This is a genomic window from Amycolatopsis sp. NPDC031561 (assembly GCF_055580625.1).
Genome location: NZ_JBVILA010000030.1, coordinates 70,217 through 84,806 on the forward strand (window position 1 = coordinate 70,217; position 14,590 = coordinate 84,806).

The 14,590-nt window shown below is 68.5% G+C and carries 14 protein-coding genes and 1 pseudogene; 7 read left to right on the top strand and 8 right to left on the bottom strand.

Features of this window, described 5'->3' with window-relative positions:
• Positions 1 to 212: 212 nt before the first annotated feature.
• On the bottom strand, positions 213 to 2,282 hold the full coding sequence (locus ACZ5IK_RS38975; protein WP_465492260.1) for an AMP-binding protein: 2,070 nt from the start codon (positions 2,280 to 2,282) through the stop codon (positions 213 to 215).
• A gap of 254 nt (positions 2,283 to 2,536) precedes the next feature.
• On the opposite strand from ACZ5IK_RS38975, the gene ACZ5IK_RS38980 reads away from it, so the two are divergent.
• Positions 2,537 to 3,277: a flavin reductase family protein gene (locus ACZ5IK_RS38980; protein ID WP_465492261.1), complete on the top strand. Its 741-nt coding sequence runs from the start codon at positions 2,537 to 2,539 to the stop codon at positions 3,275 to 3,277.
• Here the strand turns inward: ACZ5IK_RS38980 and ACZ5IK_RS38985 are convergent.
• Positions 3,226 to 5,766 carry a P-loop NTPase fold protein gene (locus ACZ5IK_RS38985; protein WP_465492262.1) on the bottom strand — a complete coding sequence of 847 codons (2,541 nt, stop codon included), beginning with the start codon at positions 5,764 to 5,766 and terminating at the stop codon, positions 3,226 to 3,228. The genes ACZ5IK_RS38980 and ACZ5IK_RS38985 overlap by 52 nt on opposite strands.
• 107 nt (positions 5,767 to 5,873) lie before the next feature.
• Here ACZ5IK_RS38985 and ACZ5IK_RS38990 point away from each other — a divergent pair, with 107 nt between their 5' ends.
• A complete protein-coding gene (locus ACZ5IK_RS38990) occupies positions 5,874 to 7,124 on the top strand; it encodes an MFS transporter (protein WP_465492263.1) in 1,251 nt (416 codons plus the stop codon).
• Here the strand turns inward: ACZ5IK_RS38990 and folE are convergent.
• Positions 7,114 to 7,710 (bottom strand): GTP cyclohydrolase I FolE, encoded by a 597-nt coding sequence (gene folE / locus ACZ5IK_RS38995; protein WP_465492264.1) that lies wholly within the window; start codon positions 7,708 to 7,710, stop codon positions 7,114 to 7,116. The genes ACZ5IK_RS38990 and folE overlap by 11 nt on opposite strands.
• A gap of 120 nt (positions 7,711 to 7,830) precedes the next feature.
• On the opposite strand from folE, the gene ACZ5IK_RS39000 reads away from it, so the two are divergent.
• Positions 7,831 to 8,562 (top strand): helix-turn-helix transcriptional regulator, encoded by a 732-nt coding sequence (locus ACZ5IK_RS39000; RefSeq protein WP_465492265.1) that lies wholly within the window; start codon positions 7,831 to 7,833, stop codon positions 8,560 to 8,562.
• Between the two features lie 5 nt (positions 8,563 to 8,567).
• On the opposite strand, the gene ACZ5IK_RS39005 is transcribed toward ACZ5IK_RS39000, so the two are convergent.
• Together ACZ5IK_RS39005 and ACZ5IK_RS39010 are read right to left on the bottom strand one after the other, a co-directional pair.
• Positions 8,568 to 9,020, bottom strand: a complete 453-nt coding sequence (locus ACZ5IK_RS39005) for a carboxymuconolactone decarboxylase family protein (RefSeq protein ID WP_465492266.1) — start codon at positions 9,018 to 9,020, stop codon at positions 8,568 to 8,570.
• 73 nt (positions 9,021 to 9,093) lie between these two features.
• Positions 9,094 to 9,399, bottom strand: a complete 306-nt coding sequence (locus ACZ5IK_RS39010) for a Rossmann-fold NAD(P)-binding domain-containing protein (RefSeq protein ID WP_465492267.1) — start codon at positions 9,397 to 9,399, stop codon at positions 9,094 to 9,096.
• 118 nt (positions 9,400 to 9,517) lie between these two features.
• Between ACZ5IK_RS39010 and ACZ5IK_RS39015 the strand changes: the two are divergent.
• Together ACZ5IK_RS39015 and ACZ5IK_RS39020 are read left to right on the top strand one after the other, a co-directional pair.
• A pseudogene (locus ACZ5IK_RS39015) lies at positions 9,518 to 9,592 on the top strand (TetR family transcriptional regulator); the annotation flags it as partial.
• Between the two features lie 103 nt (positions 9,593 to 9,695).
• Positions 9,696 to 9,953, top strand: a complete 258-nt coding sequence (locus ACZ5IK_RS39020; RefSeq protein WP_465492268.1) for a TetR-like C-terminal domain-containing protein — start codon at positions 9,696 to 9,698, stop codon at positions 9,951 to 9,953.
• Here ACZ5IK_RS39020 and ACZ5IK_RS39025 read toward each other — a convergent pair.
• Positions 9,901 to 11,283 carry a cytochrome P450 gene (locus tag ACZ5IK_RS39025; RefSeq protein WP_465492269.1) on the bottom strand — a complete coding sequence of 461 codons (1,383 nt, stop codon included), beginning with the start codon at positions 11,281 to 11,283 and terminating at the stop codon, positions 9,901 to 9,903. The genes ACZ5IK_RS39020 and ACZ5IK_RS39025 overlap by 53 nt on opposite strands.
• A gap of 90 nt (positions 11,284 to 11,373) precedes the next feature.
• Here ACZ5IK_RS39025 and ACZ5IK_RS39030 point away from each other — a divergent pair, with 90 nt between their 5' ends.
• Complete coding sequence (locus ACZ5IK_RS39030; RefSeq protein ID WP_465492270.1) at positions 11,374 to 11,970, top strand: TetR/AcrR family transcriptional regulator; 597 nt, start codon at positions 11,374 to 11,376, stop codon at positions 11,968 to 11,970.
• Here the strand turns inward: ACZ5IK_RS39030 and ACZ5IK_RS39035 are convergent.
• Together ACZ5IK_RS39035 and ACZ5IK_RS39040 are read right to left on the bottom strand one after the other, a co-directional pair.
• Positions 11,888 to 12,682 (bottom strand): glycosyltransferase, encoded by a 795-nt coding sequence (locus tag ACZ5IK_RS39035; protein ID WP_465492271.1) that lies wholly within the window; start codon positions 12,680 to 12,682, stop codon positions 11,888 to 11,890. The two genes, ACZ5IK_RS39030 and ACZ5IK_RS39035, sit on opposite strands and share 83 nt — an antisense overlap.
• Positions 12,683 to 12,692: 10 nt before the next feature.
• Positions 12,693 to 13,322, bottom strand: coding sequence for a class I SAM-dependent DNA methyltransferase (locus tag ACZ5IK_RS39040; protein ID WP_465492272.1), 630 nt, complete (start codon positions 13,320 to 13,322; stop codon positions 12,693 to 12,695).
• Between the two features lie 153 nt (positions 13,323 to 13,475).
• Between ACZ5IK_RS39040 and ACZ5IK_RS39045 the strand changes: the two genes are divergently transcribed.
• A complete protein-coding gene (locus ACZ5IK_RS39045; protein WP_465492273.1) occupies positions 13,476 to 13,820 on the top strand; it encodes an MmcQ/YjbR family DNA-binding protein in 345 nt (114 codons plus the stop codon).
• Positions 13,821 to 14,590: the final 770 nt, after the last annotated feature.

Below are 14,590 nucleotides of genomic sequence, written 5' to 3' on the forward strand. Positions count from 1 at the left end.
ACTCCCCCCCCCCCCCCCCCCCCCCCCCCCCCCCCCCCCCCCCCCCCCCCCCCCCCCTCCCCCCCTCTCCCCCCCCCCCCACGGCCGCTCGGAATCGGACGCGGCATAGGAGCCTTCAGCCCACTACCGATCCGCCCACGAAGACGCCACCTTTGCCTTACCCCTCAATAGAACCGTCCTTACCGCTCACGAGGCCCAGTCCACAAAGGACGTTACTGGTCGATCGGCCAGGTCTCGTCCTTCAGCAGCCGCTTGAGCACCTTTCCGGTCGCGTTCCGGGGGAGCTCCTCCACGAAGTACACATCCCGCGGCACCGCGAAGCGCGCCAGCCTCCGGTGGATGTACGCGCGGACGTCTTCCGCGCTCATCCTGGCGCCGCGTTTCGGGACGATGTAGGCCGCGAACCGTTGCCCGAACTCGCGATCCGGCACACCGATCACGGCCGCTTCGTGGACGCCGGGCAGCGCGACGATGGCCTCTTCGACCGGGCGAGGGGACACGTTCTCCCCGCCGGACACGATCATCTCGTCCGCCCGGCCGGTGACGAAGAGACGTCCGGAGGCGTCCTGGTAGCCGACGTCGCCGGTCGCCATCAGTTCTTCCGCGCGCGGCACGCTGGCGCCGTCGGTGTAGCCCTCGAAAAGCATGTCGTTGCCGACGAAGATCTGTCCCTCCCAGCCCGGCGGGACCCGGTTGTGGTCGTCGTCGAGGATGGCGACGCGGGTGCCCGGCGGGCAGCGTCCGGCGGTGGTCGGCGCGGCGCGGAGGTCCTCGGGGGTGGCGATGCTGGCCCACGAAACCTCGGTGGAGCCGTAAAAGTTGTAGAGCACGTCACCGAAGGTGTCCATGAACTCGGTGACGATCGGCCCCGGCAGCGCGGATCCACTGCTCGCGACGATGCGCAGTGACGACAGGTCGTAGCGGGCGCGAACCCGTTCGGGCAGGTCGAGGATGCGCTGCAACATGATCGGGACGGCGAACAGCACACCGCAGCGATGTTCGGCGATGGTCCTCAAGATCTCTTCGGCGTCGAACCGGCGGACGAGTGACATCGACGCTCGCACGGCCATCCCGATCTGCATCCCGGCGAGACCCCAGCTGTGGAACAACGGCGCGGCCACCACGAAACGGTCGCCGGAGTGGAGCGGGATGCGGTCCAGCATGGCGGCCGACGTCGCGAGCCCTTTCGGGGTCGGGCGGCGTGCGCTTTTGGGGGTTCCCGACGTGCCCGACGTGAGGACGACGAGCCTGCCGATCCGGTCCACCGGTTTGAGTTTCGTGGCGGGCACCCCCGCGATCAGCTGATCGATCGTCGGGTAGCCGTTCTCGGTTTCCGGCCAGGTGGACAGCCGCAGGAAATCGCCGGGGATGTCGGCGATGACCCGCGAGAACTCGTCGTCGGCGAGTACCGCGACCGGTTTGTGCAGGCCGATGACGTCCGCGACCGCGCCGGCGGAAAGCCCGGTGTTGAGCAGGATCGCGTCCACGCCGAGTTTGCTGCACGCGATCAGCGACTCGACCATCGTGGCGTGGTTGCGGCACAACAAGGCGATCCGGTCGCGGGAACGGACTCCGCGCGCCGCGAGCGCGTTCGCGAGCTGGTTGCTGCGATCGGCCGCCTGCTTGAACGTCCGGACATTGCGCTCGTCGTGCAGCGCGACTTCTTCGGGCACACGGGCCGCGTTCGCCGTGTAGCCGCCCGCGACGGTGGCACCCCACTGCGAAAGCGACGTGAGTTGCTTGGCGATCTTGTCCGGCCGCGCGGCCGCGAGCACCCCGGCCTTGATCAGCGTGCTCGCCGTGTGCAGCGTGGTCGCCTTGGTGTGCGCCGGTTCTTCCTGCGGTGACGCCGCCCGGCCCGAAAGGTGCAGATCGATCCGCCGGGCCACCGCGCGGACGGAGCGTTTGAACGACGCGGCGGACACGAGATGCGCGTGCCGGGCCGGAAGCATCAGCTGCGCGACGAGTTCCGTGCCGTTGTCGGGAGCCTGCCTCAGCTCGACCGAGACCCAGTTGCCGTTGTCTTCGACGCCGCACCAGACGACGTGCTCACCCGGTCGCCAGACCCTGGCTTCGATTTCTCCGACGACGAGCTTTCCCGCCCGCGGCTCCAGGCGGATGAGGCACTTCGGACCGCGTCCGCGTTCGGCGGACTGCCGAACCTCGCACCAGCTGATCTCGGCGACGAACCTCGAGTAGGACTCGGGATCGCCGATGACTTCCCAAACCTGGCCGGGAGAATGCCCGAGAATCGAGCTCGCCTGGACCACATCGTCTCGCATGCGATTCGCCTCACCACGCGCGTTCGGGTGTTGACCGGGCAGCTGCCGGCGCCTCCTTCGTCTTCGAGTTCGGCGAACCTACCAGCAATCGGCCGAACGCAATACTCCGAACGACCCCGGGTTCGCGTCCGCCCAAGGGAACCATCACGGACAGGGTAAGCGTTCCGGCGGCGCCAAGCCGTCCGCCGACGGTGTTGATCGCGACGTCCGATTCACGCCAGCCTCCGTTGCGTGAGGCGGAGAAGCTGACGGATGTGACAGTTACGACGTCAGCGGCCGAGACCGCGCACACCCGTATTGAGCCCGGCATCCTCTACTTCGGCACCCCTGTGGTGCTTCTTTCGACCGTCGACCAGGCGGGTTCCCCGAACCTGGCCCCGATGTCGTCGGCGTTCTGGCTCGGATGGCGGGGGATGCTCGGACTGGGCGCGAAATCCAAGACCGCGCAGAATCTCATGCGCAACCGTGAATGTGTTCTGAATCTCCCTTCCGACGATCTGGCGGCCGCGGTCGACAAGCTCGCCCTGACCACCGGGTCGGATCCCGTTCCGGCCCGCAAGTACCAGCGCGGCTACCGGCACGAAGCGGACAAGTTCGGCAGGGCGGGCCTGACCCCGGTCGCCTCGGAGACGGTCCGGCCGCCGCGGGTGGCGGAATGCCCGGTGACGATGGAGGCCGTCGTCGAAGCGGTCCACCCTCTCGCCGAGGACGACGCGGCGCAACGCGGCGGTGTCCTCGTGTTCGAGGTCCGCGTGCAGCGCGTCCACGTCCACGACGAGGTGCGGATGCCGGGCACCGACGACCGGATCGACCCCGACCGGTGGCGGCCGCTGATCATGAGCTTCCAGAAGCTCTACGGCCTCGGCCCGCAGGTCCATCCCTCGACGCTGGCGCGGATCCCGGAGGAGCTCTACCGGGGTCCGGACATCGAGCGGTCGCGGGATCAGTCGTCGCGGGCGAACGAGAACCGGTTCACCAACGGCAACCAGCGCTGATAGGACACGGCCAGCTCCGGCCACGAGCCGCCGACGAGGCCACGTTCGACCTTCGGCCGCAGTTCGTGGTCGTTCAGTGACGACACGATCTCGAGCGCGCTGTCGTCGACGTCCAGCCCGGCGAGGGCGGCGAAGAACCAGGACGCCACCTCCGGATACCCGACGAGCACGGAGAGAAGGACCAGCACCGCGCGAAACGGTGCCTCGCGGTCGCCGTCGGCGAGGAACTCGGCCAAGTCCTCGCCGGCCAGCCGCGCCCGCAGCAGCCGGTAGAGGTTCAGGAGTCGCTTCGCGGCCCGCGGTGACCGGACGAGCGGGGCCAGCGTCGCCAGGAAGTCCAGCTCCGCCAGTGAGATCACCAGCCGAGGAGGTCGAAGGTCTATTGTGGACTGTGCGGACGACGGTTCCGGTGCTTCCTCGGGAAGAGGAGCGTGCCCGGACGCGGCCGGAGAGCGGGATTCGGTGGCCTGATCCGCTTCGGCGGGCCTGGGCACCGGCGTGGCGTCCTGACCCTCGGTGGCGGCGAGCCCGCGCACGAGCCCCGCGAACCCTGGATCGTCCATGGGGGACAACGTGAACGGCACCTGGAAGATCTTTTCGAGATAGTTCTCGGCGAAGGTTTCCGGATCGTCGCCGAGCATCTCTTCGTAGTGCTGTTCGACGGCTCTCTTCAGCCACCGGGAGTCGACGCCCACCACGACGACGAACACCGGCAGCGCCAGCAGGAGATGGATGGCTTCGAGGACCTGGACGACGACCTTGGGCGGGCAGCGGTCGAGGTCGTCGATGTAGAGCACGGTCCGTTCGATCTTCCCGGAACCGTGCGGGACCTCGGCGAGCATGGTCGCGAACGTCTCGAGATCCTTGCGCAGCAACGAGACCACGCCCAGATGTTCGACGTAGTCCGAAACCCGGGACTCGGCGAACGACACCAGGTCCAGCCCCGGCGCGAGTTCGGTGACCGCCTTTTCGAGCCTGTCGGATTCCGCGTCCAGCTCGGCCAGGCGCCGCTCGGTCTCTTCGTCCTCTTCGGACGGACCGCCGAGTTTGCCGAGCGCCTCGTGGATCCGGCCGGCGCTGGCGCGCATCCGCAGGACGACGGTCAGCGCGGAACTCACCAGGGTGAGCCCGCCGAGCACGCCCGAAACCTGCGACCGGCCGACGAGCAACGTGACGACCAGGACCGTCACCAGCCCGCCGATCAGGATCAGCAGCGGAACCGGATCCTGCCGCAGCCGTCGCCAGAATTCGGCGACGTCCGAACGCAGTCCGCCGGTCTCCTGCGCCAGGCGCTCGAGATCCTCGGCGGTCGGCCGTTCGACGCCGAGCCGGGACGCGATCCAGGCCTTGTCCGCGTCGGTCAGGCTGTCGAAGACCGCGCGGACGTAGTCACGCGGCTTCCGTCGTCTTCGCTTCGCTTGTTTCTGCTGGGCGGTCAGGGTTCTGCGTTCGAGGCGGACCGCGCTGAGCCTGCCGAGGAGGGTCTTCTCGGTCTTGCGGCGTTCGGCGAGCGCGTCGGCCTGACGCTGGAGGTCGTTCTCGGCGCCACTCGCGGCGAGATTGTCGAAGATGTGGGTGGCCAGACTGGCGAGAAGGTTCGCTTCGCTGTAATGCCAGGCGTTGAAGCTGATCTGGCGGACGCTCGAACAGTAGGACGACACGGTCTTCCCGTGCGCGCCGGCCACAGTTTCGGCCTCCTGCGCGGAATCGGCGAGTTCGCGGACGCGCAGCTGCATCTGGCGCATGAAGAAGCTCTTGCCGGAACCCCAGCTGCCGAAAAGACCGATCGACAGGGGAGGGGTGATCATCCTGGAGACGACCAGGTCCGCGAGCATGCGCACGTCGGGGCCGATGCCGAGGCGGTCGACGCCGTCGTCGGTGTCGGGCCGGTAGTCGGCGACGTGGGCGGCGAAGGGATCCGGCACGTACCTCATGTGGGCGAAAGGGACTTGGGCGACGGCGAGCTCGTCGATCGTGCGGATGGGGCCCACTCCAGGGAACCTCGCCGCGGCGCTCGACTGTTCCTGTTCGGAGAGATCCGGGCCGATGTGAAGAACCGTCGGGCGGAGGTCGTCGATCGCCGCACGCAATCCCGGGTGTTCGTACTGGCTGTCGCCGACGAGGCCGAGAATTCGGCGCCGGGGGTGCTCTTCCAGCCATTTGGCCACCGCGGCAGGGTCGCGTCCGAGGGTCTGGGGCAGTGTTCGGTCGAGCCACATGATCGCCGTTAGGTCGCCTCGCTCCGTGACGAGGTCTTCGATCTCCGGATCGATGATCAGTTCCGCACCGGGGTAGTGCACTGTCAGGGCTTCCCAGGCCGATCGCCTCGCCCCCGAGTAGACCGCGTGGACGATGAGCGTGAACTGTGCGGTCGCAAGTGCTCTGACGAGCTGCCCGTCGATGTCCCGAGGCAGATAAGATCCCAGTTTCGCGTCCGGTTCTTTGATCATCAGCAAAAGCGATGGATCGACGTCGCGCACCAGCACCATCCGTGGTCCCCTCCCAAGGCCGAACGGAAGGGCAGTCTAGAGGTCCGCCGATCAGCTGTGGGTGAAACTCCGCCTCCGCTCGGTCACCGCTCGCTACGTTGGATTCCATGACGGGGGAGCGGCTGGACGGTCGGTACGGGAAACTCTGGGCGGCGAGCGCGACATCCGCGCTGGGCAGCGGTCTCGCGACGGTGGCGGCACCGTTGCTGATCGCGTCCCGCACCGACGATCCGCTCGTGGTCTCGGGCGGGTTCGCGGTGGCGTGGCTGCCTTGGCTGCTCTTCTCGCTGCCGGGCGGGGTGCTGGTCGACAGGGTGGACCGGCGGAAATTGATGATCACGCTCGACTGGATCCGCGTCCCCGCCGTCGCCCTGCTGGCGGTCGCGATCACGACGGGGAACGCCAGTGTCGCGCTGGTGTACGCCGTCCTCTTCGTGATCAACTCGGGTGAGGTCGTGTTCCGGACGGCGAGCGGGGCCATGCTGCCCTCGATCGTCCCGAAGGCGTTGCTGGAGCGGGCGAACGGGCGGCTGTATGCCGGGACGACGTTGACCCACGGCATGCTCTCCGGGCCGCTGAGCGGGCTCCTGTTCGGTGTCGCGGCGAGCATCCCGTTCTACGTCAACGCCGGGACGTACGCGGTCAGTGCTCTTCTGCTCGGACTGATCGCGGGCGCCTACCGGCCACGGGCCGACGACGGCCCCGGTGAGCCGGTGAAGCGACGTTCGATCCGGGCGGAGGTGGCCGAAGGGTTCCGCTGGCTCGCGGGCCAGCGCCTGCTGCGGACCATGGTCGGGCTGATCGGCCTGCTGAACGTGACGCTCGTGGCGGCCACCTCGATACTGGTGCTGCTGGCCAAGGAGCGGCTTCAGCTGGGGGCCGTCGGGTACGGCTTGCTCTTCACCTGCATGGCGGTGGGCGGGCTGCTCGGCTCGGTCGCGGGCGACCGGCTGATCGCCTGGTGCACGCCGACCTGGACGTTGAGGATCGGGCTGCTGGTCGAGGCCGCGACCCAGCTGGTGCTCGCGACGAGCACGAGCGCGCCGGTGGTCGGGGTGACGTTGTTCCTGTTCGGGGTGCACGGCGCGCTGTGGGGCATCGTCGGCAGTTCTCTGCGTCAGCGGCTCACCCCGCCGGAGATGCTCGGCCGCGTCGGAAGTACCAGCTTGTTCATCGTCGCGGGCGGGACCTGCTTCGGTGCGCTGCTCGGCGGTGTGGTGGCTTCCGAGTTCGGCCTGACGACGCCCTACTGGGTGGGCTTCGTGGTGGCGATGGTCATTTCCGCGCTCACTTGGCGGGTTTTCGACCGCGAGGTCGTCTCCGCGGCCTACGCGGAAGAGCCCGCTGTCAGCCGTTGATGCCGGTGAGGGCGAAGAACTCCTGGCGTGAACGGGCGTCTTCGCGCAAGGTGCCGAGCAGGGTGGAGGTGACGGTGCTCGAACCGGCGGCCTGGACACCGCGCAAGGTCATGCACGAGTGCTCCGCCTCGATCACGACGCCGACACCGCGCGGCTCGAGCTGCTCGTCGAGCCAGTCGGCGACCTGTTTCGTGAGCCGTTCCTGAACCTGCGGCCGGCAGGCGAAGTGCTCGACGATCCTGGCCAGTTTGGACAGGCCGAGGATGCGATCGCCGGGCAGATAGCCGACGTGCGCGACCCCGACGAACGGCAGCAGGTGGTGTTCGCAGACGGAGCGGACCGGAATCCCCCTGGCGAGGACGAGTTCGTCGTAGCCCTCGTCGTTGGGGAAGGTCGTGAGGTCGAACGACCGCGGGGCGAACAGTTCGGCGTACGCGCGGGCCATCCGGCCCGGGGTGCCGCGGAGGCTCTCGGAGTCCAGCGGAATACCCAGTGCGGTGAGGAAATCGGCGGCCGCGGCCTCGGCGGCCGCCAGGTCCGGCCCCGGCCCGGGTTCGTGCACGACACGCAAGGCTGGAGTGGACATAAGGCCTCCTAGGCTGACCGCGATCCCCAGAGCAATTCGACTAAGATTTTTGGGCTTTTTATCGCTCGCCGGTTCAGCCTACATGGTAGATCCGCAGTTCAGGATGTTCCGCCGGTTGAGATGGGCGATATCGTGGTGTACGTGACAGTGTCCGATCCGGACGGCCTCGACGCCCCTTCCATCGCCGCGGTGGCGGCGCTCGACGACGACCTCCGCCGGGGCATGTACGCCTACACCCGGGGCGCGCGGCGTCCGGTGACGCGGGACGAGGCGGCGGCCGCGGTCGGGATCTCCCGGAAGCTCGCCGCCTTCCACCTCGACAAACTCGTGGCGGCGGGGTTGCTCAAGTTCGGCTTCGCGGCGGGCCCGGTGGTCAAGGTCGGGCGCAGGCCCAAGGTTTACGAACCCGTCGACGAGGCCATCCAGGTGCAGCTTCCCGCGCGGCGGCACGAGATCCTGGCGGGCATCCTCGCCGAGGCCGTACTCGCCGAAGGAACCGGCGAGACCGCGCGGGACGCCGTCCTGCGGGTCGCGGGGGAGCGTGGTTTCGCGGCGGGCGAAGAGGAACGCGCACGGACCCGGCCGGGCAGGCTCGGCGTGGAACGCGCGCTCACCGTGGCCGAAGGGGTGCTTCGCCGCTACGGCTTCGAGCCGAGCCGGGACGCCAGCACCTGCGTCCGGCTGCGGAACTGCCCGTTCCACCCGCTGGCCGCCGAGGCGCCGGAGCTGGTCTGTGGGCTCAACCGGGCCTTCCTGGCCGGTTTCCTGACCGGCGTGCGCGCCGGGAACGTGGAAGCGGTCCTCGTCCCCGGCGCGGCCGAGTGCTGCGTGGAACTGCGGCAGGCCAGATAAGCCGGTCAGGCGGCGCCGGCGACCTGCCGGGTGGCGACGTTGAGCCGGTTCCAGGTGTTGATGGAGGCGGTGGACAGGACCAGGCTCGAGAGCTGCTTTTCGTCGTAGTGACGGGCCGCTTCCGCCCAGACCTCGTCGTCGACCGGGTCGGCCCGGTCCGCGATTCGCGTGATGGCCTCGGCCAGCGCGAGCGCCGCGCGTTCGGCGTCGGTGAAGTAGGCCGTGTCACGCCATGCGGCGACGGTGAAGATCCGCTCGTCGGACTCGCCCGCCTTGCGCAGTTCCTTGGTGTGCATCTCCAGGCAGCCGCTGCACCCGTTGATCTGGCTCGCGCGGACGTGCATGAGGTAGTGCGTGGTGTTCGGGACGCCGGTGTCGCCGGTCGACTCCGCCAGCGCGATCAGGGCCTTCAACGTGGCGGGGTTCGCCAGTGCCGGGTTCGGGATCCGTGCTTCCATGAGCTTCTCCTCCAGGGTGTCCGTCTTGCTTTCACCGCACTGACGGATCCCGGGAGGAAGATGTGACCGGGCCCTACCAAGGAACGACTTCGCCGTGGAGATCGAGGAACTGCAACCCTTTCGCGCCCGCTTGAGCCTCGAGGACGGTCGGCATGCTCTCCGCGGGGGAGAGGGGAGCGCCGGGGCCGTCGAGCGGCGTCTGGTTGAGCGCGGCCTTGCTGGCCTTGTACAGCTCGAAGCCCGGCCGGGTGTTCAGGGAGACGCTGCCCTGCCTGGAGGACATGACCGCGACGGTGTCACCGGGTACGACCTCGGTGATCGGCAGATTCCCGCGATCGATCGCGGCGTTGACGAAGAGCAGGTCCAGCTCGGTGTCCACGGGAGGCGCCGATGACGAGGGCTTGCCGATCGGAGATGTCGGACACGAAACTCCTTGAGGTTCGAGGATTTGTCTAGCGCGCTCCGGCAATCAGCGCGACGAGGCCGCCCGCCTCGCCGTGCTCCATGCCGCGGACGACCTGCTCGTCGAGCACGGCTTCGCCCGGCTGACCATCGAGGCGATCGCGCGCCGGGCGGGCGTCGCCAAGCGGACGATCTACCGCTGGTGGCCCTCGAAGGTCGAGATCCTGCTCGACACGCTCATCGAAGACAGCGAAAAGCGCTTCCCCGTCCTCTGTGGACAAGTCCACAGAGGACGGCATCCGCGGCTATTTCCGCGGCTTCGCCCGGTTCGTCACCCGCGACCCGGCGGGCAAGGTCCTGCTCGCCCTCATCGCCGAGGCGCAGCACAACCCGGAGACGGCCAAGAGCCTTCACAGCCGCTACCTCGATCCGCGCCGTGAGCTGGAGCGTGACCTTCTCGCGCGCGGAATCGAGGCGCTTAGGCGGTCATTCCCACCGTCGCGCGATCGCGGAGGGAGACGTCGAGCTTGAACCCCTCGGGCTTCAGCGTCAGCAGCTCCTGCACCTTCAGGCGGTAGGACGGGTCGCCGCGCAGGTCGTAGCGGCTCAGCAGCATGCCGAGGACCAGTGTCGCCTCGTGCAGGGCGAACTGCCGCCCGATACAGGCCCGCTCACCGGTGCCGAACGGCTTGTAGACGTGCGCCGGTCGGGCACGGTTGCGATCCGGGGCGAAGCGGTCGGGGTCGAACGATTCGGGGTCGTCTCCCCAGACGGGATCACGGTGCAGCGACGGGATGAGGACGAGCGCCCACTCGCCCTTCCGTAGCTGGTAGGAGCCGCCGACGACGGTGTCCACTTGGGCTTGGCGCGCGAACGCGGGCGCTGTCGGCCAGAGCCGCAGTGCCTCGTCGAGCACTCGCCGGACGTAGCGGAGCTTGACGACCTCCTCGTAGGACGGATCCGGATTCTCGCCCCAGACCTTGTCCACTTCGGACTGTGCGCGGGCGAGGACGTCCGGATTCCGGGCGAGGTAGTACAAGGCGAACGACAGCGCGCCCGAGGTGGTCTCGTGCCCGGCCACCAGGAAAGTGATGATCTGGTTCCGGATGTTGACCTCGTCCAGCGCCTCGCCGGTGCTCGGCTGCGTGGTGTTCAGCATGAGTCCGAGCAGGTCTTCGGTGCTCGTGTCGCCCCGGCGTGCTTCGACGACCTCGTCGACGACGGAGTGGAGGAAGGCGAGGTCGGCTTCGTTGCGCCGGTTCGCCTTGCGGCTGAGGAGCGGGCCGATGACGGGCGGCTGGAGCGCCATCCGCTGTGCGTGCCGCAGCGTGCGGACCATCGCGGCGACGAACGGATGCGGTTCGGCCCGTTCGAACGACGAGAAGCTGTAGCCGAACCCCGTCCGCCCGATGGTCTCCAGCGTCAGCTTCGTCATGTCGTCCGCGACGTCGACCTCGCCGCCCCGGTCCCAGGCGTCCATCAGCTCACGGGTGATCGCCAGCATCGTCGGGTGGTAGCGCTGCATGGCGTTGCGGCTGAACGCCGGCGCGAGGATCTCGTGCGCGCGCCGCCAGTTCGGCTCTTCGTTGTGCGCGGTGAACAGTCCGTCGCCGCCGAGCGGCCGCAGGTTCGAGATCGCGGGCGTGACGTGTTTCGCGAACCGCTTCTCGTCGGAGAGGTCGGCGACCATCTCCGCGCCGTGGACGAACACGATCCGGCGCCCGAACACCTTGCGTTCGAAGACGGGGCCCAGCTCGGCGGCATGCCGCATCGAGTCCTGGACCGGGGTCTTCGGTGAAACGCCGAGCACGTCGCCGATCAGCGGGATCCGGCGCGGGGGATGGGGGAGTGCGGTGGCCATCGGGCCCCTCCAGGTGAGCACTGTTGAATCGACATCCAATAGCGAGAGTGGCGTGGTACTGAACTCGTGTCAAGTAAGTACGATGACCGAATGGCGCCGAGTTCTCCCGGAAGGCCCCGCAGCAGGCTGAGCACCGCCGAGCGGCGGGAACAGTTGCTGAGGATCGGCGCCCGCCTGTTCGCTGAGCGGCCGTACGACGACGTGTGGATCGAGCAGGTCGCGGACATCGCCGAGGTGTCGCGAGGGCTGCTCTACCACTACTTCCCGACGAAACGGGACTTCGTCACCGAGGTCATCAAGGCCGAGGGTGAACGCCTGCTCGCGATGACCAGGACCGATCCCACGCTGCCGGTCGCGGAGCAGCTGATGGCCGGGCTCGACGCGTATCTCCGCTACGTCGACGCCAACGAGGACGGCTACCGGGCACTGCACGCGGGCACGGCCATCGCGGTCGAGGACGTCCGGGAGATCCTGGACAACAACTTCGCCGAACAGGGCCGCCGGATCCTGGCGGTCCTGTGCCCGGACGGCGAGCCGCCGGAGACCCTGAGGGTGATCGTCCGAGGCTGGCTGGCGTTCGTCGTCGCCGTCTGCCTCGACTGGCTCAAGTACCGCGGGCTGACCCGGGACCAGACCCGCGACCTGTGTGCGAAGGCGCTGCTCGACCTCGTCGACGTGCCAGCATGACCTCGGCGCGTTCCTCGATCAGTTTCATCCGCGCGAGCCGTTCCGAGTCGTCGTTGTGCGCGGCGGACGCGGTGACCTGCCCCGGCCACTTCCGGTAGTACATGCCGCAGGTGGCCACGAAGTATCCGTCGGAAGAGGCGTTCGCGGCGAGGATCAGCCCGGTGTCCTCCGAAGCGGGCAGCGCCATCCAGCCGCCGAGGTCCAGCAGCAGTTCACGGCGGATGCACAACGTCCCGGCCACCACCGACGACACGTAGCCGTTGCACCGCCAGTACCGGAGGATCGCGCCGCGTTCGATCGGTCCCTCCTCGGGATCGCTGTCGACGCCGGCCGTGGTCCCGTCCGGGAAGAGGTCGAGGACCCGGCAGGTCGTCCAGCCGATCGCGGGATCCTCCAGCGCCGCGATGTCGCGCGCGAGCGCGCCGGGCGCCAGGACGTCGTCCGCGTCGAGCGCTTTGATCAGCTCCCCGGCGGCGCGGGACAACGCCAGCATCCTCGCCACCCCAGGGCCGCCACGGCGCCCCGAACCGGGAAGTACGCGTCCGTCGGCGGGGAGGACGTCGTCGAGCAGGCCGGTCTCGCCGTCCTCCTGCACCAGCCATTCCCAGGTCCAGCCCGGCGGGAGTTCCTGCGAGGCGAGGGACTCGTACGCCTCGGACAGGTACGGAAGACTCGGCGGGTGGACCGGGGTGATCACACTGATGACCGGCATGAACGCAACGCTAGCCGGGTCGGCGGGCCGTGATCAGCAGGTGTTCCTCCGGCGGTGTCCCCGGCTCGTCCGCGGCGAAGAGCTCCGAGTGCGTCCCGGTGACCTCGAGCCCGGCCGCCCCGACCCGGCGGACGAGGTCGTCCGGCGCGAAACTGGTCTCGAGGAAGGTGCGGCCGAAGAACTCCGCCGGCACGTCCTCGGCGTCGCGCGGCACGGTGACCAGCGCGAACAGGCCGCCGGGCACCAGCCAGCGCGCGACCTGCGCGAGCACGGCTTCGGTGTCCTTGCGCGGCATCTGCAGGAACGGGAAGAAGGCGCAGACCGCCTCCCATGACCCGGGCGGCGAGGTCCATTCGCGCACGTCAGCGTGGACGAAGGTGGCGGCGGGAACCTGCTCGCGCGCGAGGCCGATCATCACCGGCGACACGTCGAGCCCGGTCACCCGATGTCCGGCGGCGGACAGCTCCTCGGCGACCGGCCTGCCCGTTCCGCTGCCGATGTCGAGCACCCTCGACGACGGCGGCAGCGCGGCCAGCAGTTGCCGCACCGCCTTGTCGACTACCGGAGCCCGCCCGAAGGCGTCCTCGTAGGCGGAACCGATGGCGTCGAACAGTTCCGCCGCCGTGACCGGTCGGTCCATTCCTCAGCTCCCCGGGTCGAGTGGACTCGACGCGAATCTACCGCCCCCGGCGGGTGGCGTCGAGTGTCTGTCCACTTCGGACTGTCAGGCCGGGCTTCCGGTCTTGTCGGTGGGTTCGCCTAGACTGTGGCCGCCGAGTTTGGGGGGTTTCAGGTGAGTGTGCGGAGTGACGAGTTCCACCGGATGCTGGAGGCGCTCGCGGACGTCCAGCGTTCCGACGCGACCGAGTGGGAGTCGTACAGCGTTCGTGGCAAGCGGTTCGGGTACTACTGGCCGCGGACCCAGACCGTCGGCCTGAAGCAGACGCTGTCCGAGCAAGAGGCGCTCGTGGCCGAGCGGCCGGAAGTCTTCGAAGTGCAGTTCACCGCCGGGGGCTTCGGCTGGGTGGTGGTCCAGCTCGACGGCATCGAGGCCGACGAGCTGACCGAACTCGTCTACGAAGCTTGGCGGCTGTCCGCCCCGGACGAACTGGTGGAGCAGGTTCCGCCGCCCTGCTGAGCGTTACCGCGTTCGTGTGTTGACGCGCGTCACTTCGGTGCTCGGGAACATGTGGCGGTTGTGTGCGTTGTAGAGGGTGTCGGTACGGATGGTGCCCCCGGGCCTCAACCTCCGCCTTCATGGAATACCGGTTCGGCCGGAGCCATGTTGTGCCACTCGCCGAGAGGCGGCCCACCGTATCGGCCTTTAGCTCCCGCTTCCGCTCGCAGGTAACCCCCAGGCCTTCGCTGAGCGGGAGCGGGTCTTTTTGGTTATTCGCGCATTCGTGTGTTGACGGGGGTCACAGGTGCCGGGGCTTGGTGCAGGGGAACATTTCGGCCGGTGGTGCGTTATAGAGAGTGTCGGTACGGATGGTGCCCCCGGGCCTCAACCTCCGCCTTCACGGAATACCGGTTCGGCCGGAGCCGTGTCGTGCCACTCGCCGAGAGGCGGCCCACCGTATCGGCCTTTAGCTCCCGCTTCCGCTCGCAGGTAACCCCCAGGCCTTCGCTGAGCGGAAGCGGGACCTTTTCTTTTGAATGAGTGGGTTTTGAGTCGGCGCCGGCAGATGATGGTGAGGAAGGCTTCGTGGATGTAGTCGCGGATCTCTCATCTGATGCGCAGGCGCGGGAATCAGGGCAGTGGCTCGACGACCCACCCGCTTCGGCGCCTGGTCGCCTCAGGTAAGTGAAGGCCCCCTTCATTGCGCTAGACGCAGGGAAGGGGGCCTTCACTTACCCGCGGTCCTGATTCACCCGCCGTCGGCACGGGGCAGTGTTGGCGACCGCTGA